The following is a 16,437-nucleotide window of genomic DNA, read 5'->3' on the forward strand; positions in this document are numbered from 1 at the left end:
CCGGTGGCCGCTTCGATCGCCCTGCCCAGGGTCGGTGCGGCTGTCGCGGCCGCCGCCGGCGCCTCGGCCGCCAGCAGCAGCGCCAGCAGGATCAGAGGATGCTCTGCCCCGTCTTGGCCCAGTCGGCCATGAAGCCCTGGATACCCTTGTCGGTCAGCGGGTGGTTGAACAGCGCGCGGATCACCGCGGCCGGCGCGGTCATCACGTCCGCGCCGATCTTCGCCGATTCGAGGATGTGGATCGGGTGGCGGACGCTGGCGACCAGGATTTCGGTGCCGAAGTCGTAATTGTCGTAGATCTGGCGGATATCGGCGATCAGCGCCATGCCGTCGAAGCCGATGTCGTCGTGACGGCCGACGAAGGGCGAGATGAAGGCCGCCCCCGCCTTGCCCGCCAGCAGCGCCTGGTTGGCCGAGAAGCAGAGCGTGACGTTGACCATCGTGCCGTCGTCGGACAGCGCCTTGCAGGTCTTCAGGCCGTCGATCGTCAGCGGCACCTTGATGCAGACATTATCGGCGATCTTGCGGAGGATTTCGGCCTCCTTCATCATCGTATCATGGTCGAGCGCCACGACCTCCGCCGACACCGGACCGGGGACGATCTTGCAGATCTCGGCGATCACGTCGACGAACTGCTTGCCCGATTTGGCGATCAGCGACGGATTGGTGGTGACGCCGTCGAGCAGCCCGGTGGCCGCCATTTCGGCGATATCTGCAGTGTCCGCGGTGTCGACAAAGAACTTCATCGGAAATAGCCCCTCTGGCTGCGTATCTGGTTGGGCGTGCCTATAGCCGCGCCGAGGTCCGCCGCCTAGGGCCGGAACGGCCATCGACGCAGGTTATCCACCGCTTCGGCGGGGCCGGCATTGCGGCGATGGCGAGCCGCCCCTAAGCACGGGTCGATGGCCCGCGCCCATGTCCTCCTGCTCAATCCCGCCCTCGGCCCGCTCGATTACCGCGCCGATCGCGAGCATGTCGTGGAGCCGGGCAGCATCGTGCTCGCACCGCTTGGGCCCCGGCAGATCGTCGGCGTGGTGTGGGAGGAGGAGACGCTGCCCTCGGCCGACCAGGTCGGCGACAACCGGCTGCGGCCGCTCCTCGGCGTCTATGACGTGCCGCCGCTCGCCGCCCCGCTCCGCCGGCTGATCGAGTGGACGTCGGATTATTATCTGGCGCCGCCCGCCGCGGTGCTGCGCATGGCACTGCCATCCTCCAGCGCGCTCGACGGCGCCCGGACGATCGTCGAATATCGCGCGACCGGCGATCGGCCGGGTCGGGTGACGCCCCAGCGCGAACAGGCGCTCGACCGGATCGGCCAGCGCCAGGGGCTGATCCGCGAACTGGCGACGATCGCCGACGTCTCCGAGGGAGTGATCCGCGGGCTCGTGAAATCGGGCGCGATCGAGGCCGTGACGGTCTCGATCGACACGCCCTGGGACCCGCCCGATCCCGATCACAGCGAGGTCGTGCTTTCGGACGAGCAGCGATTGGCGGCCGGCATGCTGGCCGACGCGGTGAAGGCGGAGAGCTTCCACCCCTTCCTGCTCGACGGGGTCACCGGATCGGGCAAGACCGAGGTCTATTTCGAGGCGATCGCCGAGGCGCTGCGGGCCGGCCACCAGACGCTCGTCCTGCTGCCCGAGATCGCGCTGACCGAGCCGTTCCTCAAGCGTTTCGAGGCGCGCTTCGGCCATCTGCCGGTCGCCTGGCACAGCGAGCTCCGGCAGTCGCAGCGGCGGCGCGCCTGGCGCGGGATCGTCCATGGCGAGGCGAAGGTCGTCGTGGGCGCGCGATCGGCGCTGTTCCTGCCCTATCGCGACCTCGGCCTGATCATCGTCGACGAGGCGCACGAAACCAGCTTCAAGCAGGAGGACGGCGTCCTCTACCACGCCCGCGACGTCGCGGTGATGCGCGCCAAGCTCGAGGCGATCCCGATCGTCCTCGCATCGGCCACGCCCGCGATCGAGACCCGGCAGCAGGCGGCGATCGGCCGCTATACCGAGCTCAAGCTCACATCGCGGCATGGCGCGGCCGAAATGCCGACGATCGAAGCGATCGACCTGCTTGCCGATCCGCCGCCGCGCGGCCGCTGGATCGCGCCGTCGCTGGTGCTGGCGCTGGCCGACCGGCTCGAGAAGAAGGAGCAGAGCCTGCTCTTCCTCAACCGGCGCGGCTATGCGCCGCTGACCCTTTGCCGGACCTGCGGCCACCGCTTCCAGTGCCCCAACTGCACCGCCTGGATGGTCGAGCACCGGCTCCTCGGCCGGCTGCAATGCCATCATTGCGGACATAGCATGCCCCCGCCCGCAGTCTGTCCCGAATGCAAGGACGAGGACAGCCTGGTCGCCTGCGGCCCCGGGGTCGAGCGGATCGCCGACGAGGTCGCGGCGCTGTTCCCCGACGCGCGGGTCGCGATCGCCACCTCGGACACGCTCTCCACCCCGGCGCGCGCCGCCGAGTTCGTCGAACGGATGGAGGCGAGCGACATCGACGTGGTGGTCGGCACCCAGCTCGTCACCAAGGGCTATCATTTTCCCGAACTGACGCTGGTAGGGGTGATCGATGCCGATCTCGGCCTGTCGGGCGGGGACCTGCGCGCGGCCGAGCGCAGCTTCCAGCAGATCGCACAGGTCGCAGGGCGTGCGGGGCGCGGCGCCAAGCCCGGTCATGTCTACATCCAGACCCATTCCCCAACCGCACCGGTGATCCGGTCGCTGCTCTCGGGTGACGCACAGAGCTTCTACGATGCCGAGACCGAGGCCCGGAAAATGGCGGAGGCTCCGCCCTTCGGCCGCTACGCCGCGATCATCATCTCGGCCGAGAAGCTCGAGGAAGCGGTGACGACCGCGCGGCTGATCGGCCGGACATCCCCCGCCATCGACGGGATGCACGTCTACGGCCCGGCCCCCGCCCCGCTGGCGATGCTGCGCGGGCGGCATCGCCAGCGGCTGCTCGTCCACGCGCGGCGCTCGCTCGACGTCCAGCATGTGATTCGGGAATGGCTGGGGCCGCTGCAATGGCCGCGCGGCGTTCGGGTCGCGGTGGACGTGGATCCCTATAGTTTCCTGTGATCGAGCGCTTCATCCCAACGAAAGCCGGGAACCTATTTCTCTTTACTGTGGATAAGCCGGGGAGATTCCGGCTTTCGCCGGAATGACGGCGCGGGCGCAAGACGAAGCGCTTGAAGTTAGCCTGCCCAAGTGCTGAAACGCCGTTCATGACAGCATCGTTCCGCCCGTCGATCCGATCGATTCTCGCATTGGCGGCGCTGCTCCTCTCCGTCCTCCTGGTCGCCTATCCCGCGCTGGCCTCGACCGCCGGCCCCGCCCAGACCGGAGCGCTCGACCGGGCGATGACGACCATCTCGGGCGACGGGCGCCCACTGTCGCTGTCGCTGCAGATCCTGGTGCTGATGAGCCTGCTGACGGTGCTGCCGTCGCTGGTGCTGATGATGACGAGCTTCACCCGCATCATCATCGTGCTCTCTCTGCTCCGCCAGGCGCTCGGGCTTCAGCAGACCCCGCCGAACCAGGTGCTGGTCGGCCTCGCCATGTTCCTCTCGCTGTTCGTGATGCGGCCGTCGATCGACCAGATCAACGCCACCGCCTTCAAGCCCTATGGCGCCGGACAGATTCCGATCGAGGAGGCGATCACCCGCAGCGGCGCCGTCTTCCACCGCTTCATGGTGCTCCAGACCCGCCAGACCGACCTCAAGCTGTTCGCCGATCTCGCCAAGGCGCCGAAATTCGCGCGCGCCTCGGATATTCCCTTCTCGATCCTGCTGCCCGCCTTCGTCACCAGCGAGTTGAAGACCGCCTTCCAGATCGGCTTCCTGATCTTTTTGCCCTTCCTGATCATCGATCTGGTGGTGGCGTCGACGCTGATGTCGCTCGGCATGATGATGCTGTCGCCGGCGATTATCTCCATGCCTTTCAAGCTTTTGCTGTTCGTTCTTGTCGATGGATGGGCACTGACGATGGGTTCGCTCGCGGCGAGTTTCGCGACATGAGCCTGATCCATGGATAGCGCCGGCTCGCCCGACTATTTCATCGGCGTCGCCCAGCAGGCGATGTGGATCCTGGCGCTCGCCTCGGCGCCGATCCTGATCCCGGCGCTGGTCGCGGGCATCATCCTCGGGATGATCCAGGCGGCGACCTCGATCAACGAGCAGACGCTGAGCTTCGTCCCGAAGCTGATCGTCGTCGGCCTCGCCCTGGCGCTGTTCGGCGGCGCGATCCTGATGCTGCTCGCCGATTTCACGCGCGAGATCTTCGCCCGCATCCCGGACATGCTCCGATGATACCGCAGGGCCTGGCGGGAATCGAAACCCAGCTCTGGCTTTGGATGATCGCGATGATCCGGCCGGGCGCGGCCTTCATGGCGGCACCGGTGTTCGGCGCGCCACAGGTGCCGGTGCAGCTGCGCGCTGTGGTCGCGCTGGCGATCGGCATCCCCGCGCTCGCCAATACGCCCTTCGTACTGCCCGTCGGCGGGATCGTGACGATCGAGGGCTTCCTGCTCGTCGCCGGGGAGATACTGGCGGGGCTGGCGATGGGTTTCGCGGTCCAGATCGGCTTTTCCGCCGCGCTGATCGCGGGCGAGGTGATCGGCAATGCGATGGGCCTGGGCTTTGCCGGGATGATGGACCCGGCGACGGGATCGCCCTCTCCCGCGGTCAGCCAGTATCTGTCGCTGCTCGCGACCTTCCTGTTCCTGTCGACGGGCGGCCATCTCCAGCTCGCCGCGATCATCGTCGACAGCTATCGCGCGCTGCCGCCGGGCGAGGCCTGGCTGGGCGCGCGCAGCGTCCAGGGTCTTGCGCTGTTCGGAGGCGACCTGTTCGCCGCCGGCCTAGCCATCGCCCTGCCGGTCGGCTTCGCGCTGATCCTCGTCCAGCTCGTCATGGCGATGCTGGCGCGTTCGGCGCCGCAGATGAACATCTTCTCGGTCGGCCTGCCCGCGACCCTGATGGCGGGTCTCGTGCTGCTGGCGATCGCAGCCCCCGTCATGGCCGACGGCATCACCGCGGCGATCCAGCGCGGCCTGGCCGAGGCCCGCGCCATCGCCCTCGGGAGATAGGGCGTGGCCGAGGGTCCCGAGGACGACGAGAAGACCGAGGCCCCAACCCCTAAGCGGCGGCAGGAAGCCTCCGAGAAGGGCGACGTCCTCCAGTCCAAGGAGCTGGGCACCGCACTGGTGATGATCGTCGGCGCCGGATGGATCGCGGTCGCCGGTCCCTGGCTGATGGCCGCGCTCAAGCGGATGCTGTCCAACGCGCTCTCGTTCGATGCCGGCGCGATCGAGCATTTCGATCCGCTCGCCGCGTTCCTCGCGACGGTGGTGACGGTCGCGATGCCGCTGGTGCTGCTGTTCGCCCTGACCTTCGCCGCCGCGATCGCGGCGCCGGCGATGCTCGGCTCGCTCGGTTTTCGCTGGTCGGCGATCGCCTTCAAGGGCAACAAGCTCAATCCCATGGCAGGGCTGAAGCGCATCTTCGGCATGCAGGGACTGATCGAGCTGGGCAAGTCGCTCCTCAAGATCCTCGCCATGGGCGCGGTCGGCTACTGGCTGCTGATGGACCAGATCGCCTCGATCGTGACGATGGGCCAGCAGGACCTGCGGACCGCGCTCGACCATCTCGGTTCGACCTTCGTCTTCGCGGTGATGGTGATGACGCTGGCGCTGGCGGTGGTCGCGGGGGCGGACGTGCCGATGCAGATCTTCCAGCGCGGCAAAAGGCTGCGCATGTCGAAGCAGGAGATCAAGGAGGAGTCGAAGCAGACCGAAGGCTCGCCCGAGCTGAAGGCCGCGATCCGCCAGAAGCAGATGGCGGCCGCCATGGGATCGGCGCGCAAGGCGGTGGTCGATGCGACGCTGGTGCTCACCAACCCGACCCATTTCGCGGTGGCGCTGCGCTATCGGCCGGGCTTCGACGTGGCGCCGGTGGTGCTGGCGCGCGGCCGGGGCGCGACCGCGCAGGCGATCCGCGAACTGGCGACCGAGAATGATGTGCCTCTGCTGCAATATCCGCAGCTGACCCGTGCCATCTATTATACCAGTCGGTCGGGCCAGGTGATCCGCGAGGACCTGTTCATCGCGGTCGCCGCGATCCTCGCCTTCGTCTTCAACCTCGACCGGGCGATGGCCGAAGGCATCGTCCAGCCCGATGTCGACGTGCCGATGGGCGCCCGTTTCGACGAGGAGGGAAGGAAGGTCGGCTGACCGCCGCTTCATCCTGAATCACCGTCCCGGTCATGGTGCCCCCCCCCCGCGAAGATGGTTAGCGGCCGTTAGCAAATTAAAAGGAATTGGCCTGCTAAACCCCGGCTCGAATGCGCCGTTACCGGCTGCAGCGAGGTGGTGGGAAGTCATGGTCACGTCTGTCGGTTCGTCCATCCTTACCGCGCTCGGGGCATCGAGCATCGACACGGCCTCGCTGGTCGACCAGCTCGCGACCGCGGCGATCGCGACCAAGACGAAGACCCTGACCGATCGCGAAACGGCGAACACGGCGAAGGTTTCCGACCTCGGCACGGCGGTCAGCTCGATCAGCACCTTCTCGTCGTCGCTGTCCTCGCTGATCTCCGGGGGGTCGCTGTTCACCCAGCCGACCAGTTCCAACAGCTCCGTCGTCAGCGTCAGCGCGCTCGCCGGCTCACGGCTCAGCGGCCTCTCCTCGACGATCAAGGTCGAACGGATCGCCAGCGCCCAGACGATGACCGCCGCCGCAGTGTCGAGCGCCGCGAGCCAGGTCGGCCTCGGCACGATGGAGCTCACCGTCGGCGGGCAGACCAAGACGATCACGATCACCTCGGCCAACAATTCGCTCGCCGGACTCTCGCAGGCGATCAAGGACGCTGGCCTGGGCGTCTCCGCCAGCATCGTCACCGATTCGAGCGGCGCCCGCCTCGTCGTCAAGGGCGCGACCGGCGCGGCCAACGCCTTCTCGCTCAAGGTGACGAGCGGGACGCCAGGCGAGCTCGACCGCTTCGCCTATGACCCCGCCAGCTACGACCCGGACGCTGTCACCGGCCTGGCCCTCCAGCAGCAGGCGCAGGACGCCCAGCTCGTCGTCGACGGCGTCACCGTCAACAAGGCGACCAACAGCTTCAGCGACGTCATTCCCGGGGTGAAGATCAACCTGCAGTCGGCCGCGCCCGGCACGACGGTGACGATCGGATCGAGCCAGCCGGTCGACGCGATCAAGCAGGCGGTAAGCGATTTCGTCGCCGCCTATAACGAGATGAAGGGCACGCTCGGCGCGATGACGGGCGCCAACGGCTCGCTGCGCAGCGACGCGGGCATCCGCGCGCTCGTCACCAAGCTCGGCGCGATCACCTCGACCCATCTGACCTACGCCACCGACGGCAGCCCGACGACGCTGGCCGAGATCGGCGTATCGACCAATCGCGACGGTACGCTCACCCTCGACAGCGCCAAGCTGTCGTCGGTGATGGCGAGCAATCCGTCGGCAGTCGAGGCGATGTTCAACCCCGGTCAGCGCAGCGACAATCCGCTGATCCAGGTCACCAACGCGGTCGGCAGCGTGAAGGGTGGCGTCTATACGGTCACCAACGCCACGCCCGGCGGACCCGGCACGACGGCGCAGGCGACCCTCAACGGCGGCTACACGCTGCCGCTGGGCACGACCGGCGTCCAGGCGTCCTTCACCTCGGCCGCGGCAGGCCTGGCGTTCGATGTCCTCGGCCCGGTCGGCAGCGCGACCATCACGATCGACCTCGGGCTGCAGGGCGCGCTCGATGCGATCAAGACCGAGCTGACCGGTTCCTCGGGCCAGCTCACCGCCTCGCAGACCCGGCTCGACAACGAGAAGGAGTCGATCACGGACGAGAAGGACAAGCTTGCAGCGCGCGACACCGCCTATCGCGCCCAGCTGACCGCCCAATATACCCGCATGCAGAGCGCGCTGTCCGCCTTCTCTTCGACACAGAGCTACCTGTCCCAGCAGATCAAGCTCTGGACCAACGACAGCAGCAGCTGATTTTCCAACCCCCGCGAACAAGAGGGCTGATTCCAGATGTACATGAGCAATGGCTATGGCGGCGGGGCGAGCGGCGCGAAGCTTCGCTATCAGTCGGTCGACGTCGAAAGCCGCGTCGAAGGCGCCTCGCCACACCGCCTGATCGGCATCCTGTTCGAGGAGCTGATGAAGGCGACCGAGATCATGACCGCGGCCCAGCGCGCCGGCATGACCGCCAAGGTGATCGACAAGCAGGCGCGCGCGTCGAATATCCTGCTCGCGCTCGAAACCAGCCTCGACTTCCGCAACGGGGGCGAGATCGCCGTCAACCTGGCGAAGATCTACCGCGAGGCGCGCCGCCTGGTACAGCTCGGCGGGCGCAACAACCAGCCCGAGCTGGTCGAGAAGGCCCGCTCCTATCTGGAAGGGATCGTCGAGGCGTGGGAAGCGATCGGCTGATCTTTAGGATCCGTTAACCCCCGGGGCCGCATGATGCGCCCGACCGGAGGCGACCATGGCATTGTTCAATCTCAAGCCCACCAACGACACGGCCCCCTTCAAGGAGCGCCGCGTCCGGGGCAAGGTCGTGTCCTTCTCGGCCGACATCGTCGCCGAGCACGTCCCCTCGCCCGCGCACGCGCTCCAGCAGATGCTCGTCGAGCGGACCGCCGACGGCTATATCCTGGACCCGGTCGCCCGCCGCCGCGCCCTGCTTCGCTTCCTCGGCACCGCGCTGCTGCTGTGGGGCGGCAGCGCCGTCGGCCTCGCGACGATGATGATGCTCGCGCGCTGACCGCGACGCGCCCCCCACCGCGCGACACTTCACCGACCGACGCGACGAACAGGCCGCTCCCCCAGGGGAAGCGGCCCGTTCGGTTTTCTATGCGGCCATCCGCAGGGCGTTCTTCGTCAGCAGGGCGAGGATCGACATGCCGTTGAAGAACCACATCCGTTCGATGTGGAAGCCGCTATATTTCCGGATCGTGTTGGCGAAGGTGTAGGGCGTGTACCAGACATTATGGTCGGGATGGACCACCTCGACGAAGGTCTGGGCGTCCGCGAGATAGTCGAAATGATGGCCCCGGCACTGAAAGGCGTCGGGCACCGAGACGAGGAAGGTCGAGGCGTCCACATTCTCGAGCTGGCCGAGGAAGCCCGACGCGTCCGGAACATGCTCGAGCACTTCGGGAACCAGCACCACGTCATAGCTGTCGGTCGCGTCCTCGAGCCGCGTGAACAGGCGCCCCCGGGCGAATGGCGCGAGTTGCGCCAGCGCTTCCTCATGCGGATCGACGCCGTCGAGCGCGGCGCAGGCGGGCTCCAGCGCCAGGTGCAGCGAGGTCGCGGGATCTGTGATGGGCCAGTCGGCGCAACCGACGTGCAGGACGCGCTTTCCGGCGCACAGGCTGCGGAAGACGTCCAGCCGACCGATCGTGGCGATTTCGCTGCTGATCGGCACGCGCTGCACGAAATAGGGCGCATGCACCCTCTCCAGCCGGGAGACCGATGCCGCCGGGACAGCCTCCACGGGAGCGACGGGGTCGGCGATCCCGGCCACGCCACCGCCCAGCGTTGCAACGTCCCGCTTGTGAATCTCGTCGTAGCTGTTCTCGGTCGATCCCCAGAGCTGATGCGCATAGACGGGATCGCGGCCCTCATAGGTCACGCCCGAGAAGTGGCGCGGGATGAAATAGTGGCTCGGATAGACGCGAAGCTTCGAATAGAAATATTTGCGATAGCTGTCGGTCAGCCGCTGCGGCCCGACGGTCTTCCACGCGAGGTCGGTCGTGACGGATTCCTCCGCCGCGATGTCGGCGATGATCTGCCCGACCAATGCGTCGCCGGGAACGCAACCGAAATAGCCGGCGGCGATCAGGCCAGGGCGCACTATCTCGTTTTCCCAGCAGGCGAACGCCTCGCAATCGAGAAGATGGTCGTCGAGTGGCCGCAGGGCGATGCTGTCCGCATCGACCACGATCCCGCCATGGGCATGAAGGATCTCCCAGCGCATCATGTCGGCGACGCCGTTGAGCTCGCGGTCGTACATCGCAGCCATGTGGCGGCGGTTGACCCAGTCGAGGCCGTTCAGCTCGGCATTGCCCCAGACCTTGAAATCCCATCCGGGATGGAGCGCGCGCCAGCTGTCGATGCAGTTGTCCGGGCGCCTGCTTTCGTCGCCGACCCAGATGAAGTGGATGAGCTTGGGTATCATGTCGCGCTCCTGCAACCGTGATCATGACAGCCCGGCAAGGTCGAAAACCCGGAAAAATAGAGCGGACTGTATCGGGATCACCGGTAAAGCGACGTGGTTAATTCTTCCTTGTCACGGCGGAGCGTCCGAGCCGCTCAGTCCTTCTCCAGCTTCGCGCCATCGACGACCTTCGCGGCGCGCTCCCGCTCGATCCGGTCGCGTGCCTTTTCTTCCTTCGCCCGGCCGAACTTGGCACGGTTGGCCTCGGCCGTCGTCTTCGCGTCCGCCCGCGCCTTCGCCTTGCGCGCCCTGTTGAAATTGACGACATCGCCCATCGCATCACCCTGCCCCCCGGCCGGAGGTGACGCAATCCCTTCAATCCGCTAAGGGCCGCGCGATGAACGAAACCGCCCTTCGCGCCTGGATCGCCGACACGCTCGGCCACGCCCCGCGCGACCTCGCCCTGTTCGAACGCGCGCTGACCCATGGCAGCTACGGCCCGAACCATTATGAGCGGCTCGAATTCCTGGGTGACCGGGTGCTCGGCCTGGTCGCCGGCGCCTGGCTCTACGAGAGCTTCCCCGACGAGCCCGAGGGCAAGCTGTCGCGCCGCCTCAACGCCATCGTCAGCCGCGAGACCTGCGCCGATGTCGGTCGCGAGATCGGGGTCGCCACCTATATGCGGCTCGGCAAGCAGGCGCGCGACGATGGCGCGGTGCAGAGCGACAATGTGCTCGGCGACGTCGTCGAGGCGCTGATCGGCGCGCTCTACCTCGAAGGCGGCCTCGATGCCGCACAGGCCTTCATTCGCCGCGCCTGGGGCGACCGCGCGACAGGCCTGGCGCAGGCGCCCAAACATCCCAAATCCTCCTTGCAGGAATGGGCGGCGGCCAATCGCTGCAAGCCGCCGGTCTATACGATGGGCAACCGCAGCGGCCCGCATCACGCGCCGCGCTTCACCGTCACCGTCGAGATCCCCGGCCGCGCCGAGGCGAGCGCCGAGGGCAGTTCGAAGCAGGAAGCCGAAACCGCTGCCGCCAAGGCGCTACTGGAGAAATTGTCATGACCGAACGGTGCGGCTTCGTCGCCGTCGTCGGGGCGCCCAATGCGGGCAAGTCCACCCTCGTCAATGCGCTGGTCGGCCAGAAGGTCGCGATCGTCAGCCCGAAGGCGCAGACCACGCGCACCCGGCTGATCGGCGTCGCGATCGCGGGCGAGAGCCAGATATTGCTGGTCGACACCCCCGGCATCTTCGCACCGCGCCGCCGGCTCGACCGGGCGATGGTCGCAGCCGCCTGGGGCGGCGCGCAGGACGCCGACCTGATCGCCTTCGTGATCGACGCCAAGACCGGCATCACCCACCGCATCGCCGATCTCCTCGATACGCTCGCGGCCCGGCGCGAGCCGAAGCTGGTGATCCTCAACAAGGTCGACATCTGCACCAAGGAGAAGCTGCTCGAACTGGCGGTGCGCCTTCAGGAGAAGCTGAGCCCAGAGGCGATCTTCATGGTCTCGGCCGCCACCGGCGACGGCGTCGGCGACCTGCGCCAGACGCTCGCCGACCGCGTGCCCGAAGGTCCGTGGCACTTCCCCGAGGAGCAGGTCTCCGACGCGACCGACCGCATGCTCGCGGCCGAGGTCACCCGCGAGCAGCTCTTCCTCCAGCTCCATGCCGAACTACCCTATGCCTCGGCGGTCGAGACCGAGAAATATGAGGAGCGCCGTGACGGATCGGTCGCGATTCACCAGCAGATCCTGGTCGCGCGCGACACGCAGAAGGCGATCGTGCTCGGCAAGCGCGGCGTCCGCCTCAAAGAGATCGGATCGCGGTCGCGCGCCGAGTTGGAGACCCTGCTCGAGCGCAAGGTCCACCTCTTCCTCCACGTCAAGGTCGCCGAGAAGTGGGAAGAGGATCGCGGCCTCTATCGCGAGATCGGACTCGACTGGGTGGATTGAGATCCGTCGGCCATCCCGGGCCTGCTCGGCACGGGCCCGAAAGAAGGTCTAGCCCTCACGCTCTTTCGCGAAGCGGTCTACGCCCCGCATCAACGCGGCTTCGCTCTTATAGCGCCGTCCGCTGCGATCGATCCAATAACCGTCGTCCGGCCCCGTATCGACATAGGTTACCTGCCGAAGAAAAGCCGTCAGGTCATCCTCCACGCCTGCTATCCGTTCAAGGATGGACGACATCCACGCGCCTGTTTGGCCAGCGACGTAGAAAAGCACGAGCACGAACGGCATCGCCACGACGGTAGTAAGCCAGGCGGACTGAAAGCCCAACGCTTCAAGCGCCTTGAGCACGGCCATGACGGGTATCATGTAGGCGATCAACCCGACCAAGATACCGAACGATACCGCTATGCCCCAGAGGAGACGCCTTACCCACCGCGTGCGCCGTTTCGATCGTTTCGATCGTTTCGCATGACGCGTCATGCGGCCAACACCTCGTCCACCCAGGCCGGCACCAGTTCGCTCGCCGGGCCCAGCCGCGTCTCGTGAAAGAAATAGCTGCCCGCCGACGGCTCCAGGTTGAGTTCGAGCGTCTCGATCCCGGCATGGCGTGCCTGCTGGACATAGCCGGCCGCCGGATAGACCGCGCCCGACGTGCCGATCGACACGAACAGGTCGGCGTCGCGCAGCGCCGCGTCGATCCGGTCCATTTCGTAGGGCATCTCGCCGAAGAACACGATGTCGGGGCGCAGCGTGTCGGCCGCGCCGCAGCCGCCGCACAGCGTCCCGTCGAGCATCGCCCCGCCAAAGCGCGCGCGGCGGCCGCAATGCTCGCAGAAGGCCGACATGAGTTCGCCATGCATGTGCAGCATCCGCTTCGCCCCGGCCCGTTCGTGCAGGTCGTCGACATTCTGGGTGACGATCAGCAGGCCGCCCGTCCATTCCCGGTCGAGCCGCGCGAGCGCGAGATGCCCGGCATTGGGCTCCACCCCGGACAAAGCGGCGCGCCGCTGGTCGTAGAAGTCGAGCACCAGCGCGCGGTTCCGCTCTAGCGCCTCGGGCGTGCAGATGTCCTCGACGGGATGACCTTCCCACAACCCGCCGGGACCACGAAAGGTATCGAGCCCGCTCTCGGCGGAAATGCCGGCGCCGGTCAGCACGACGATGTTGCGAATGCCGTTCATCCCTACTCCCCTGCCCCCGGGATCTGCGTGATGCCGTGCCGCGTCCGGCGGTCATAGTCTTCCTGGATCTCCTCGATCCGCTCCTGGGTACGCCTGGCGACGTCCTTGATCGAGCCGCAGCTCGCCTCGGCGGCCGCCGTCACGAAATCCCGGCGATGGTCGATCGCGATCCGGGCGTGCCCCGCCTCATGAATTTCCAGCCCCCGCATCGTCCGTTCCCAATAGTCCAGGGCTTCGGGCGTCACGCCCTCGGTCGTGGCGAGGCGCGGCAGGACGACGGTGATCGACAGGCTCGTCATCGGATCGGCGACCTCGCAGTCGTCGCCGCGCCGCGACTGGCGCCAGCCGGCCCGGATGTGCCAGGCGGTGCGCGCGACGCCGTCGCCGTCGTCCGTCTGCGGCGCCCGCGCGCGCATCGACTGGTAGATCTCGGCCGGCGTGCGCCCCTCCACGTCATAATATTGGAAGATCACGTTGGGCATGCCCGCGAAGGGCGAGGATGCGGGAACGTCGGCGCTGGTCGCCGCGGTGATGGCCAGCCCTAGCGACAGGATCATTCGCCGCCCTTCGGCCCCCAGAAGACCACCCAGGCGGCGAAATCGTCGCTGAAATCCACGAACCGGTGGAGCGCGTGCGCCTCGACGAAGATCGTGTCCTGCGGCTGGAACGGCCGCCGCTCGCCATTCTTGACGAAGGTGCCGGTGCCCGAGGCGATGATGTAGAGTTCGTCCTGCTCGTGCGGCGCCTGCTCGTCGATGCCGCGCGGGGCATAGACGCCGACCCGCATCGATCCGTGGCGGATGGGATAGGTCAAGCGCCCCTCGTCGGGCCCCTCGGGCAACGCCGCCAGCGCGGATTCGAGCGAGAACATCCAGTCGGGCTGAGTCATCGGAACCTCCGCCCCCCTTGTCGCGCGATCGCGGGCGCCTGTTAAGCCGCTTTTCTTCGGCTCGCCCCGCCCGCCCCCTTGCGCAGGGCAGGACGCCCGGTCATGAAGCCCGCCGGACCATGAAGGGCAGGCGATGACGGTGATCGGCATATTGGGGGCCAGGGGACGGATGGGCCAGGCGATCGCCCATGCGGCGGCCGAGATGGGCGCCAGTGTCTCCGGCGGGGTCGACCTGCAGGGCGCGGTGCACGGTCCCCATGCCGATGCCGCCGCGCTGGCGGCCGCGAGCGAGGTGCTGGTCGACTTCTCCGCCCCCGCCGCGCTCGCCGGCCATCTCGAAGCGGCGCTCGCCGCGCGGGTGCCGCTGGTCATCGGCACGACCGGCTTGCAGCCCGAGCATCACGCGTTGATCGACGAAGCCGCCGCAAAGGGGCTTCCCGTCCTCCAGTCGGCCAACACTTCGCTCGGGGTCAACCTGCTCCGCCACCTCGTCAAGGAAGCCGCCGCGCGGCTCGGCACCGACTGGGACATCGAGATCGTCGAGATGCACCACCGCCACAAGGTCGACGCCCCGTCGGGCACCGCGTTGCTGCTCGGCGCCTCGGCCGCCGAGGGACGCGGATCGACGCTGCAGGACCTCAGCCGCTTCGACCGGATCGGCCATGGCAACGACAAGCCCCGCGAGGAAGGCACGATCGGCTATGCGTCCCTGCGCGGCGGATCGGTCGCCGGCGATCACATGGTGGTGTTCGCGGGCGACAGCGAGCGGATCGAGCTGGGCCACCGCGCCGAGAACCGCGCCATCTTCGCGCGCGGCGCCGTCAAGGCCTGCCTGTGGATGAAGGGCAGGCCTGCCGGGCGCTATACGATGGCCGACGTCCTGGGCATATGAAGAAGGCGGACGTCTTCGAATTCTACCGCCGGCTCGCGGAGAACGACCCCGCGCCCCAGACCGAGCTCAACTATGTGAATCCCTATACGCTGCTGGTCGCGGTGGCGCTGTCGGCGCAGGCGACCGACGTGGGGGTGAACAAGGCGACCGGCCCGCTGTTCGCGACGGTGACCACCCCCCAGCAGATGCTGGAGCTGGGCGAAGAAGGGCTCAAGCGGCACATCAAGACGATCGGCCTGTTCAACACCAAGGCGAAGAACGTCATCGCCGCCGCGCGCATCCTGGTCGACAAATATGACGGCGAGGTGCCGCGCAGCCGCGAGGCGCTGGAGGAACTGCCCGGGGTCGGCCGCAAGACCGCCAATGTGGTGATGAACACCGCCTTCGGCGCGGAGACGATCGCGGTCGACACCCATATCTTCCGCGTCTCCAACCGCACCGGCCTGGCGCCCGGCAAGAACGTCCTCCAGGTCGAGCTCAAGCTGGAGAAGGTAACGCCCAGGCCCTTCCTGCAAGGCGCGCATCACTGGCTGATCCTGCACGGCCGCTATGTCTGCAAGGCGCGCAAGCCCGAATGCTGGCGCTGCCTGGTACGCGACCTGTGTGCCTTCAAGCCCAAGACGCCCGCGCCGCCCGCTCCGCCCGGCGTCACGGCGACCTGATCGCGCTTTTCGGCAACCTCGGCCCCCGTTTTGGAGTATATCGGGGTGACGGCGAGAGGAGATGTGCGATGAGCAGGATGATCGCGGGTGCGGCGGCCTTGATGATGGCGACGCTCGGCATGACGGCGGATGCCAGGCCGCTCAAGCCCGAGCAGGAAGCGAAGATCAAGCCGGCCGGTCCGGCCGAGAACTGCATCCCGCTCCGCTCGATCCGCAACACCAGGGTCCGCGACGACCGGACGATCGATTTCTACATGAACGGCGGCAAGGTCTATCGGAACACCCTGCCCTATGCCTGCTCGAGCCTCGGCTTCGAGGAACGCTTCGGCTATGCGACCTCCCTGTCGGAGCTCTGCTCGGTCGACATCATCACCGTGCTCCGTTCGCCACCGGTGTCGCAGGGCCCCAGTTGCGGGCTCGGCAAGTTCCAGCCGATCACCGGCGCGCCGAAATAGGGCCCCTGCCCGGGACTTTCTTCCTGCGATGAGGGGGAATTGGCGCACCCGAAGGGATTCGAACCCCTGGCCTCTGCCTTCGGAGGGCAGCGCTCTATCCAGCTGAGCTACGGGTGCGTTGCAGGGCGCTTAGCAAAGCGATCCGGGAACCGCCAGCGCAATTTCCGATCCGGGTCGATTGCGCAGCCGAAGCAGGTGATGGGCTGAAATCGGGCGACGGAAGCACGCCGCAAC

At 67.3% G+C, this 16,437-nt stretch carries 20 protein-coding genes and 1 tRNA gene; 13 read left to right on the plus strand and 8 right to left on the minus strand.

All coding sequences use genetic code 11. The features are described 5' to 3' along the window. Positions 1 to 91: 91 nt before the first annotated feature. Positions 92 to 745, minus strand: coding sequence for a fructose-6-phosphate aldolase (fsa, locus tag ASE22_RS11785; RefSeq protein WP_056359308.1), 654 nt, complete (start codon positions 743 to 745; stop codon positions 92 to 94). A gap of 156 nt (positions 746 to 901) precedes the next feature. On the opposite strand from fsa, the gene ASE22_RS11790 reads away from it, so the two are divergent. From ASE22_RS11790 to ASE22_RS11825, 8 genes are all read left to right on the plus strand, one after another. Further along, complete coding sequence (locus ASE22_RS11790; RefSeq protein ID WP_056359311.1) at positions 902 to 3,070, plus strand: primosomal protein N'; 2,169 nt, start codon at positions 902 to 904, stop codon at positions 3,068 to 3,070. 146 nt (positions 3,071 to 3,216) lie between these two features. Further along, positions 3,217 to 4,008 (plus strand): flagellar type III secretion system pore protein FliP, encoded by a 792-nt coding sequence (gene fliP, locus ASE22_RS11795; protein WP_056359313.1) that lies wholly within the window; start codon positions 3,217 to 3,219, stop codon positions 4,006 to 4,008. A gap of 9 nt (positions 4,009 to 4,017) precedes the next feature. Then, complete coding sequence (fliQ, locus tag ASE22_RS11800; RefSeq protein ID WP_056359315.1) at positions 4,018 to 4,299, plus strand: flagellar biosynthesis protein FliQ; 282 nt, start codon at positions 4,018 to 4,020, stop codon at positions 4,297 to 4,299. After that, positions 4,296 to 5,078, plus strand: coding sequence for a flagellar biosynthetic protein FliR (gene fliR, locus ASE22_RS11805; RefSeq protein ID WP_056359318.1), 783 nt, complete (start codon positions 4,296 to 4,298; stop codon positions 5,076 to 5,078). The genes fliQ and fliR overlap by 4 nt, the downstream gene beginning before the upstream one ends. 3 nt (positions 5,079 to 5,081) lie before the next feature. Next, positions 5,082 to 6,221, plus strand: a complete 1,140-nt coding sequence (gene flhB / locus ASE22_RS11810; RefSeq protein WP_056359320.1) for a flagellar type III secretion system protein FlhB — start codon at positions 5,082 to 5,084, stop codon at positions 6,219 to 6,221. A 148-nt stretch (positions 6,222 to 6,369) separates the two neighbouring features. Then, positions 6,370 to 8,001 carry a flagellar filament capping protein FliD gene (fliD, locus tag ASE22_RS11815; RefSeq protein WP_056359323.1) on the plus strand — a complete coding sequence of 544 codons (1,632 nt, stop codon included), beginning with the start codon at positions 6,370 to 6,372 and terminating at the stop codon, positions 7,999 to 8,001. Between the two features lie 36 nt (positions 8,002 to 8,037). Next, positions 8,038 to 8,439: a flagellar export chaperone FliS gene (locus tag ASE22_RS11820; RefSeq protein WP_056359325.1), complete on the plus strand. Its 402-nt coding sequence runs from the start codon at positions 8,038 to 8,040 to the stop codon at positions 8,437 to 8,439. Between the two features lie 55 nt (positions 8,440 to 8,494). Further along, positions 8,495 to 8,773: a hypothetical protein gene (locus ASE22_RS11825; RefSeq protein WP_056359328.1), complete on the plus strand. Its 279-nt coding sequence runs from the start codon at positions 8,495 to 8,497 to the stop codon at positions 8,771 to 8,773. Positions 8,774 to 8,860: 87 nt separating this feature from the next. Here the strand turns inward: ASE22_RS11825 and ASE22_RS11830 are convergent, their stop codons facing one another. Beyond that, entirely contained in the window at positions 8,861 to 10,192 is a 1,332-nt protein-coding gene (locus ASE22_RS11830) for a glycosyltransferase (RefSeq protein ID WP_056361107.1), read from the minus strand. A gap of 134 nt (positions 10,193 to 10,326) precedes the next feature. Next, complete coding sequence (locus ASE22_RS11835; RefSeq protein WP_056359331.1) at positions 10,327 to 10,506, minus strand: DUF4169 family protein; 180 nt, start codon at positions 10,504 to 10,506, stop codon at positions 10,327 to 10,329. 62 nt (positions 10,507 to 10,568) lie between these two features. Here ASE22_RS11835 and rnc point away from each other — a divergent pair, with 62 nt between their 5' ends. Together rnc and era are read left to right on the plus strand one after the other, a co-directional pair. Then, complete coding sequence (gene rnc, locus ASE22_RS11840; protein WP_056359335.1) at positions 10,569 to 11,237, plus strand: ribonuclease III; 669 nt, start codon at positions 10,569 to 10,571, stop codon at positions 11,235 to 11,237. Continuing rightward, on the plus strand, positions 11,234 to 12,127 hold the full coding sequence (gene era / locus ASE22_RS11845; protein ID WP_056359338.1) for a GTPase Era: 894 nt from the start codon (positions 11,234 to 11,236) through the stop codon (positions 12,125 to 12,127). Before rnc ends, era begins: the two co-directional genes overlap by 4 nt. Positions 12,128 to 12,175: 48 nt before the next feature. On the opposite strand, the gene ASE22_RS11850 is transcribed toward era, so the two are convergent. The 4 genes from ASE22_RS11850 to ASE22_RS11865 all read right to left on the minus strand — a co-directional run bounded on the left by ASE22_RS11850 (position 12,176) and on the right by ASE22_RS11865 (position 14,194). Next, positions 12,176 to 12,478 carry a hypothetical protein gene (locus ASE22_RS11850; RefSeq protein ID WP_156397295.1) on the minus strand — a complete coding sequence of 101 codons (303 nt, stop codon included), beginning with the start codon at positions 12,476 to 12,478 and terminating at the stop codon, positions 12,176 to 12,178. Positions 12,479 to 12,600: 122 nt separating this feature from the next. Beyond that, positions 12,601 to 13,305, minus strand: a complete 705-nt coding sequence (locus ASE22_RS11855; RefSeq protein WP_056359345.1) for an NAD-dependent deacylase — start codon at positions 13,303 to 13,305, stop codon at positions 12,601 to 12,603. A gap of 2 nt (positions 13,306 to 13,307) precedes the next feature. Further along, entirely contained in the window at positions 13,308 to 13,862 is a 555-nt protein-coding gene (locus tag ASE22_RS11860; protein ID WP_056359349.1) for a DUF922 domain-containing protein, read from the minus strand. Continuing rightward, positions 13,859 to 14,194: a cupin domain-containing protein gene (locus ASE22_RS11865; protein ID WP_056359352.1), complete on the minus strand. Its 336-nt coding sequence runs from the start codon at positions 14,192 to 14,194 to the stop codon at positions 13,859 to 13,861. The genes ASE22_RS11860 and ASE22_RS11865 overlap by 4 nt, the downstream gene beginning before the upstream one ends. Before the next feature lie 133 nt (positions 14,195 to 14,327). Here ASE22_RS11865 and dapB point away from each other — a divergent pair, with 133 nt between their 5' ends. The 3 genes from dapB (at position 14,328) to ASE22_RS11880 (ending at position 16,203) form a co-directional block, all read left to right on the plus strand. Next, entirely contained in the window at positions 14,328 to 15,086 is a 759-nt protein-coding gene (gene dapB, locus ASE22_RS11870) for a 4-hydroxy-tetrahydrodipicolinate reductase (protein WP_056359354.1), read from the plus strand. Then, positions 15,083 to 15,748: an endonuclease III gene (gene nth / locus ASE22_RS11875; protein ID WP_056359358.1), complete on the plus strand. Its 666-nt coding sequence runs from the start codon at positions 15,083 to 15,085 to the stop codon at positions 15,746 to 15,748. Before dapB ends, nth begins: the two co-directional genes overlap by 4 nt. Positions 15,749 to 15,816: 68 nt before the next feature. Then, complete coding sequence (locus ASE22_RS11880) at positions 15,817 to 16,203, plus strand: hypothetical protein (protein ID WP_056359362.1); 387 nt, start codon at positions 15,817 to 15,819, stop codon at positions 16,201 to 16,203. A 40-nt stretch (positions 16,204 to 16,243) separates the two neighbouring features. On the opposite strand, the gene ASE22_RS11885 is transcribed toward ASE22_RS11880, so the two are convergent. Beyond that, positions 16,244 to 16,320 (minus strand) — tRNA-Arg (locus tag ASE22_RS11885). Positions 16,321 to 16,437: the final 117 nt, after the last annotated feature.

The sequence above is a fragment of the Sphingomonas sp. Root720 genome, assembly GCF_001428605.1.
GTDB lineage: Bacteria > Pseudomonadota > Alphaproteobacteria > Sphingomonadales > Sphingomonadaceae > Rhizorhabdus.

Coding starts and splice junctions, on each gene's coding strand:
- ASE22_RS11790 (WP_056359311.1), top strand. CDS start 902: ATGGCCCGCGCCCATGTCCTCCTGCTCAATCCCGCCCTCGGCCCGCTC.
- era (WP_056359338.1), top strand. CDS start 11,234: ATGACCGAACGGTGCGGCTTCGTCGCCGTCGTCGGGGCGCCCAATGCG.
- rnc (WP_056359335.1), top strand. CDS start 10,569: ATGAACGAAACCGCCCTTCGCGCCTGGATCGCCGACACGCTCGGCCAC.
- fsa (WP_056359308.1), bottom strand. CDS start 745: ATGAAGTTCTTTGTCGACACCGCGGACACTGCAGATATCGCCGAAATG.
- ASE22_RS11850 (WP_156397295.1), bottom strand. CDS start 12,478: ATGGCCGTGCTCAAGGCGCTTGAAGCGTTGGGCTTTCAGTCCGCCTGG.
- fliP (WP_056359313.1), top strand. CDS start 3,217: ATGACAGCATCGTTCCGCCCGTCGATCCGATCGATTCTCGCATTGGCG.
- ASE22_RS11865 (WP_056359352.1), bottom strand. CDS start 14,194: ATGACTCAGCCCGACTGGATGTTCTCGCTCGAATCCGCGCTGGCGGCG.
- ASE22_RS11830 (WP_056361107.1), bottom strand. CDS start 10,192: ATGATACCCAAGCTCATCCACTTCATCTGGGTCGGCGACGAAAGCAGG.
- ASE22_RS11825 (WP_056359328.1), top strand. CDS start 8,495: ATGGCATTGTTCAATCTCAAGCCCACCAACGACACGGCCCCCTTCAAG.
- nth (WP_056359358.1), top strand. CDS start 15,083: ATGAAGAAGGCGGACGTCTTCGAATTCTACCGCCGGCTCGCGGAGAAC.
- ASE22_RS11880 (WP_056359362.1), top strand. CDS start 15,817: ATGAGCAGGATGATCGCGGGTGCGGCGGCCTTGATGATGGCGACGCTC.
- ASE22_RS11820 (WP_056359325.1), top strand. CDS start 8,038: ATGTACATGAGCAATGGCTATGGCGGCGGGGCGAGCGGCGCGAAGCTT.
- ASE22_RS11835 (WP_056359331.1), bottom strand. CDS start 10,506: ATGGGCGATGTCGTCAATTTCAACAGGGCGCGCAAGGCGAAGGCGCGG.
- fliD (WP_056359323.1), top strand. CDS start 6,370: ATGGTCACGTCTGTCGGTTCGTCCATCCTTACCGCGCTCGGGGCATCG.
- ASE22_RS11855 (WP_056359345.1), bottom strand. CDS start 13,305: ATGAACGGCATTCGCAACATCGTCGTGCTGACCGGCGCCGGCATTTCC.
- fliQ (WP_056359315.1), top strand. CDS start 4,018: ATGGATAGCGCCGGCTCGCCCGACTATTTCATCGGCGTCGCCCAGCAG.
- fliR (WP_056359318.1), top strand. CDS start 4,296: ATGATACCGCAGGGCCTGGCGGGAATCGAAACCCAGCTCTGGCTTTGG.
- ASE22_RS11860 (WP_056359349.1), bottom strand. CDS start 13,862: ATGATCCTGTCGCTAGGGCTGGCCATCACCGCGGCGACCAGCGCCGAC.
- dapB (WP_056359354.1), top strand. CDS start 14,328: ATGACGGTGATCGGCATATTGGGGGCCAGGGGACGGATGGGCCAGGCG.